General features: G+C 42.8%; 6 protein-coding genes. 5 read left to right on the forward strand and 1 reads right to left on the reverse strand.

Annotation, left to right across the window (positions count from 1 at the left end):
* Nucleotides 1-84 precede the first annotated feature (84 nt).
* Entirely contained in the window at nucleotides 85-852 is a 768-nt protein-coding gene (locus tag AACW45_RS22335; protein WP_190634887.1) for a DUF1350 family protein, read from the forward strand.
* A gap of 809 nt (nucleotides 853-1,661) precedes the next feature.
* On the opposite strand, the gene AACW45_RS22340 is transcribed toward AACW45_RS22335, so the two are convergent.
* Nucleotides 1,662-2,033 carry a hypothetical protein gene (locus tag AACW45_RS22340; RefSeq protein ID WP_096643774.1) on the reverse strand — a complete coding sequence of 124 codons (372 nt, stop codon included), beginning with the start codon at nucleotides 2,031-2,033 and terminating at the stop codon, nucleotides 1,662-1,664.
* Between the two features lie 382 nt (nucleotides 2,034-2,415).
* Here AACW45_RS22340 and AACW45_RS22345 point away from each other — a divergent pair, with 382 nt between their 5' ends.
* The 4 genes from AACW45_RS22345 (at nucleotide 2,416) to AACW45_RS22360 (ending at nucleotide 6,594) form a co-directional block, all read left to right on the forward strand.
* Nucleotides 2,416-3,807, forward strand: a complete 1,392-nt coding sequence (locus tag AACW45_RS22345) for a carotenoid oxygenase family protein (RefSeq protein ID WP_190634897.1) — start codon at nucleotides 2,416-2,418, stop codon at nucleotides 3,805-3,807.
* Between the two features lie 590 nt (nucleotides 3,808-4,397).
* The gene (locus AACW45_RS22350; RefSeq protein ID WP_190634888.1) at nucleotides 4,398-4,616 is read left to right on the forward strand and encodes an RRXRR domain-containing protein; all 219 of its coding nucleotides are present in this window, start codon (nucleotides 4,398-4,400) and stop codon (nucleotides 4,614-4,616) included.
* A 181-nt stretch (nucleotides 4,617-4,797) separates the two neighbouring features.
* The gene (locus AACW45_RS22355) at nucleotides 4,798-5,559 is read left to right on the forward strand and encodes a class II aldolase/adducin family protein (RefSeq protein ID WP_190634890.1); all 762 of its coding nucleotides are present in this window, start codon (nucleotides 4,798-4,800) and stop codon (nucleotides 5,557-5,559) included.
* A 246-nt stretch (nucleotides 5,560-5,805) separates the two neighbouring features.
* A complete protein-coding gene (locus AACW45_RS22360; RefSeq protein WP_190634892.1) occupies nucleotides 5,806-6,594 on the forward strand; it encodes an SDR family oxidoreductase in 789 nt (262 codons plus the stop codon).
* Nucleotides 6,595-6,777: the final 183 nt, after the last annotated feature.

The following is a 6,777-nucleotide window of genomic DNA, read 5'->3' on the forward strand; positions in this document are numbered from 1 at the left end:
TCAACAACTTTAAGGTAAATTCTTCCCGCACTGCGATCGCTGCTTTAACATAAAGATATATTAATTGAGCGATCGCCTATCCGCATGGAATGGAAAGAAATTCGAGGTAACTGGGTGCTGATTCCCCGAAATCCTATTGGAATCATCCATTTTTTAGGAGGTGCTTTTGTCGCAACTGCACCCCATCTGACTTACCGTTGGCTACTGGAACAACTCGCTGCTAAAGGATATTTAATCGTTGCCACACCTTTTGTTAATACCCTAGATCATATCGCGATCGCTAAATCTGTACTGCTAAATTTTGAGCGCACTCTCGAACGTCTCCAAGATTCTTCAGCATTACGTAAAGCCTACCTTCCTATCTATGGAATTGGACATAGCATGGGTTGTAAACTTCACCTGCTAACTGGTAGTGTCTTTAATGTAGAACGTGCAGGTAATATTCTCATTTCTTTTAACAACTACGCCGCTAAAGATGCTATCCCCTTAGTAGAGCAGTTAAACTCAGCTTTAGCAATTGAGTTTACCCCCACACCCCTGGAAACTAACAAGCTAGTAAAAGAAAGCTACAATATCCGGCGCAATTTATTAATTAAATTTAGCAATGATACCCTTGACCAATCAAAAGCTTTAAGCCAAATTTTACAAGAACGCTTTCCAGAGATGGTGACAATACAAACTCTACCAGGAACTCATACTACACCCTTAGGCCAAGATATCAAATGGCAAACAGGAGCATCTTTTACGCCTTTTGATGCGATAGGACAATGGTTTAAACAAGAAGCATACCGTGACTTAAACCAACTAAAAAATGCTATGCTCTTGTGGCTGAATCCGCTTTCACCACCATAATTCATCTCTGACTATGACCTGCTAAATAATGCTAAATAAGTTGAACAATTTAATATTTGTAGTGCGGGCAGCGTTCGACTGAGCGCTCACGCCGAAGTCTTGCCCGCGCGAGCAAGATGCTCGCACTACCAATACTGCTCGGTTAAGGAAAATTGTAGTAGCGCGGCAACCTTAAAATGTTTGGTTGATTAATGATATTATTCCGAAATTATGGCATTTCCATTTTTTGAACCCAACAAATTAGACTAGACGCGCTAGTAGGTTGGGTTTCGCAGAGCCTCAACCCAACACAGCTACCCAAATGTTGGGTTACCCTACGGGAAGCCGCTCCGCGTCTACGTTCCTCAAACGCCACTCGCCTCAAGCCGGGAAACCCGTCCACGGCGGTGGCTCCCCAACCTACGCGGGTTAAGGTTTTTGAGCTTAACCGAGCAATACTGCTTCGACTCCGCTCAGAGTACTTGCTTAAGCAAAATTAAGTCAATTGAGGAATATTTTATTGTATTTTTGTGTATTTAAGCTAAGTTCTTGGCGGAATATCGCTCGGTGCAATAGTTTGACTGTTGGAGAAAGTTTTTAATAGCAAGGGCTAGGGCGTGTTTTCAAACTCGCCATCACCCTACAATAGTGCGGCTACCTCTAGCAAATCCGCCTGCGCAGACTACAAGAAGTGATGCTACTTCACCAAAGAAAAATATGATGCGTCATTTGTCAATGGTTAGTTATCCCCTTGTGTCCCTTGTGTCCCTTGTCTCCCTGCCCCCTGCCCCCTGCCGCAGAGCGAAGCCGAGGCGCTGCCCCCTACCCGTTCACCCCGTCGCTTGGGGAATTTGCTGCTGAATCCGCGTTTTCAGTTCTGCCATCAAATCTTCTCCACTACGTCGCGCTTCCCAAGGGCCATAGTGGCGGGGGCCGATGTTCCACTGTCCCTGAATGTAATCTTCATTTTCTGAAAGAGTGCCAATGTATTTTATCGGAGCAGGAGAGGTAATTAAATAGCGTTTGGTAAAGCTAATACTACGTCCATTGACTTCGCCACTAATTTGGGCTTCGCCTAAGTAATTGTCATCCAAAATAGAACCACTAAGAGCATTGCCACTTTGAACGAAGACTGCTTCAAAGCGGCTAGGGACTCCTTGTTGCCAATAGGTTCCTAGCCAAGTACCATTCAGATCAGCCATGAGATTCTTCCCGTACTTATATTCCATTTAAGGGTATTCCCATGTCAGAGAACGTAAATATTACAACTTTGAAAAACTATTGCTGAGATTGCTGGTTTAGGGTATGGGGCATGGGGCATTGGGCATTGGGCATTGGGTGAATAGTGAGTAGAGGGAGAAGAGACGCAGAGGGGCAGAGGGAGAGCATCTATATAATTTTCCTCCTCTGCACCCCTGCTTCCTCTGCTTCCTCTGCTTCCTCTGCTTCCTTGTTCCCTTTGTCTTCCTTGTCCTCCTTCCCTTGTCCCCCTTCCCTGCCTTGTCCTCAAAAAAATCATGCGATCGCTAAAATATATGGGAAACATTGCCGCGATCGCGTTTGCTTTTTATGACAAGTAACATAATTTCAACCACAGCAGATAATCCATATCTTAGTGGTAATTTTGCACCAGTGGGGCAGGAAATCGCTACAGATAGTTTGCCAGTATTAGGAGAATTACCACCGGATTTATCGGGTATGTTTGTCCGCAATGGCCCCAATCCCCAATGGCCGCCCATTGGTAATTACCATTGGTTTGATGGTGATGGGATGTTACATGGTGTGCAAATTAGTGGAGGTAAAGCCACTTATCGCAATCGCTACGTGCAAACTCAGGGATGGAAGATTGAACGCGAAGCGGGTAAGGCTGTTTGGAGTGGGCTGTTAGAACCACCGCAAATGGATAATCCCTACGGTGCTTATAAACGTACTGCTAACACGGCGTTAATTTGGCATGGCGGGCAAATGTTGGCGCTCCATGAAGGTAGCGCACCCCACGCAATTAAAGTTCCTGAGTTAGAAACAATTGGCGAGTATACTTACAATGACAAGCTGGTTTCTGCTTTTACAGCTCATCCGAAAGTAGATCCAGTCACCGGCGAGATGATGTTTTTTGGTTATTCCTTCGCGCCGCCATATCTGCAATACAGTATAGTTTCCGCCGTGGGTGAATTATTGCAAACAGTGCCTATTGATTTGCCTGTGCCGGTGATGATGCATGATTTTGCTATTACCAAAAACTATAGTATTTTCCTGGATTTACCATTGACTATCAGTGGTGAACGGTTACAGCGCGGTGAACCTTTATTTATGTTTGAGCGCGATCGCCCTAGTCGTTTTGGTATTGTACCCCGTTATGGTAACAACAGTAATATCCGATGGTTTGAAAGTGAACCTTGTTACATTTTCCATATTTACAATGCTTACGAAGCTGGCGATGAAGTCGTGCTTCTCGGCTGTCGCATGAGTTCAACTACAGTCTTAGGTGATGACAACTCCAGCGATCCAGATGCTAATCTACCTCGCTTGCATGAATGGCGATTTAACCTGAGAACTGGCGCAGTCAGCGACAAGAGATTAGATGATACCCCCGCAGAATTTCCCCGGATTAACGAGAATTATGTCGGGTTGCCAACACGATATGGCTACGCTGGGAAAGCGGCGAATACTCCCGTACCTTTATTTGATGGTCTGATTAAATACGACTTCAGTAGCGGGAAATCTCAAACCCATGAATTTGGACAAGGACGCTTTGGCGGCGAAGCTGTATTTGCCCCCCGTCCTGGTGCAACAGATGAAGATGATGGCTGGCTAATTACCTTTGTTCATGATGAAATCTCTGATACCTCGGAACTAGTGGTAGTTAATGCCCAAGATGTCAGCAGCGAACCTGTAGCGCGGGTAATTATTCCTCAACGAGTACCTTATGGTTTTCACGGTGCTTGGATTAGTGAAGCACAGTTGAAAGGGGCATAGGGCATGGGGCATGGGGCATAAAAAGTCAAAAGTCAAAAATATTTCTGAATTTTGAATGAGCGAATTTTGAATTGATTTTGTCCCCCTTGTCCCCCTTCCCTTGTCCCCCTTGTCCTCCTTCCCTTCCATACATAGCGATGAAAATTTTTTCATCCAGACTGCCCCCTGCCTCTGGCGCAATTGCTAAGTTTTGTTTCGCGAATTGGCAATCTAGCAAAAAACTTTTACATATCTACAAAACTTAATATTTTCTCATTTAGAGCCAAATATCACGCATATCAAACTGGCGATCGCTTGAAATAGAAGTACTTAGAAATATTATCCCAATTGGCAGATGGGCAAAATATTACAGACACTAGCCTAATGAGGAGTCATGAATTTACTAGCAAAGTTTTTTGAGGATAACTAAGGTATCCGAGTAAATACTATACTGATTTGAAGATTGCATCTTGTACAAGAGGCGATCGCTTATATTCACGATCTAATTACCTAACACTAAAAGCAAAAGTACAACAGCAGCCCCAACAATAGATGGTAGTTGCTTTGTTACCAGAACACCTGATAATTATTGCTTGGTTAATTTAGCCATAATGACTAAAGTTTTTATTCTTGATGCCAACAAACTGCCTTTATCTCCTATACACCTTAGTCATGCCAGAAAGCTTTTGTCACAAGGACAAGCTACTGTATTCCGGCGCTATCCATTTACGATTATCTTAAAAGAATCCCTGAGTTATTCCCCCTTGGAGCAATTAGGGTTAAAGACTGACTATGGCACTAATCAAAAACGTAGCGTCCAGCGTCAGTAAGATTTACTTTCTCGAAAGTACAAAAGCCTAAATAAAGATTTTTATGTCCCCAGAGGCAAGAAAATCGGTATTGATGCCGATTGCTTGTCTAATCGTGGAATTTATAAATGATGTTGGACGACAACATCTATTAACCATAGCCAAAAAACTCATGGTTACTTAAAACTGTAGGAAAAATAATATGCGTAAATTAGAACAACCATTACCGCCAGTATTTGAGCGAATTGAAGATGAGCGTTTGTACCGCAAACAACACCTAGCTGCGGCTTTTCGCTTATTTGCCAAACTAGGATTTAATGAAAGTCTCAATGGTCATATTACAGTTCGCGATCCAGAATTAACCGATCATTTTTGGATCAACCCACAGGGAATAAATTTTAGGGAAATTCGAGTTTCTCACTTAATATTAGTAAATCATAACGGCGATGTAGTTCAAGGCGAGCTAGGAGTAAATCGAGACACATTTGCCGTACATTCTTATATTTTACAAGCTAGACCAGATGCGATCGCTACAGTACACACCCACTCAATTTATGGTAAAGCTTGGTCTTGCTTAGGTCGTCCCCTTGAACCTTTAAATCAAGAAGCTTGTGCTTTCTACGAAGATCACAGCGTTTTTGATGACTACACCGGGGATTTGTTAGATATTAACGAAACTAAAAGAATCGTGGAAATCTTAGGTCATCATAAAGCTATAATTTTACGCAATCACGGAATGCTTACCGTCGGTCGTTCCGTCGATGAAGCTTGTTGGTGGTTCATGAATTTAGAACGTTCTAGCCAAGCACAACTATTAGCTGAAGCCGCCGGTAAACCTAAAATTATTGGTCATGAAACCGCACGCTTAACACACATCCATCTCGGCACACCTGTTAATGGCTGGTGTTGTTTTCAGCAATTTTATAACAGAATGGTGCGCGAACAACCAGACCTTTTAGATTAATTAGGTCGGCGTAATTAAATATAATTGGCAAGGGATGTTATTAGTCAATAGTCAATGGTCAATGGTCAATGGTCATTTGTTATTAGGTAACTCCAAAAAATAAATTATGCAAAATTGTAGGGCTACGGTTACCCCGCCCCTACGAGTTGAGGGTTTGGTAAGTTTGCCCGTACAAATGACAAATGACAAATGACCAATGACAAATGACAATGCACCAAATTTAATCAACTTAAAAAACTTCAGATTATGGATTTACAACTGAATAACAAAATAGTTTTAGTCACAGCCGCTAGCAAAGGATTAGGTAAAGCCACCGCCAAACAATTTGCTCGTGAAGGTGCAAAAGTTGCTATCTGCGCCCGTAGTGAATTAATTGACAAAACTGCTGCGGAAATTGCTGAAGAAACAGGTAAGCAAGTCCTAGCTTTGCGTGTAGATGTGACTCAACCAGCAGAAATTGAGCGGGTAATTCATGCCACAGTAGAGAAATTTGGCGGCTTAGATATATTAGTAACTAATGCCGGGGGGCCGCCTGCTGGCACATTTGATGATATTGATATTACACAGTGGGAAGCGGCAATTAATCTGAATTTACTTAGTGCAGTGAACTTAATTAAAACCGCCTTACCTTACCTACGCCAATCTAGTGCCGCCGCAATTCTCACTGTTACCTCAACTTCTACCAAGCAACCAGTGCAAAATCTAATTTTATCTAATTCTATTCGCCTAGCAGTTATTGGTTTAACCAAAACCCTCAGCCAAGAATTAGGTAACGATAAAATCCGCGTTAACAGCATTTTACCAGGCTGGACATATACAGAGCGTGTAGAAGAATTAATCAATGCCCGTATTGCCAAAAATAGTACAACCAAAGAAGCAGAAATTGCAGCTATCAATGCAAACATCCCTTTAAGCCGCATGGGTAAGCCGGAAGAATTTGCCAATGTTGCCGTATTTCTCTGTTCTCCCGCCGCCTCCTACCTCAATGGAGTCATGCTACAAGTTGATGGTGGAAGCAACGCGGGCATATTTTGATTGCTGGTTTACCCTTGCATCTAGCTTCTGCAAACATTACTCGCCTCAAGTTGAGACACCTTCGACAGCGATCGCTCTTTAAAAGTAGGTGGGCGGGAAAATTTATAACTATGTAACGAAAATTTAATCAGAGCGATTAGAGTCAAATTTAATACGCTGTGTACTGTAGTTGCCTTTTTCTCC

This window comes from Calothrix sp. FACHB-168 (assembly GCF_963889195.1).
Classification (GTDB): domain Bacteria; phylum Cyanobacteriota; class Cyanobacteriia; order Cyanobacteriales; family Nostocaceae; genus Aulosira; species Aulosira anomala_A.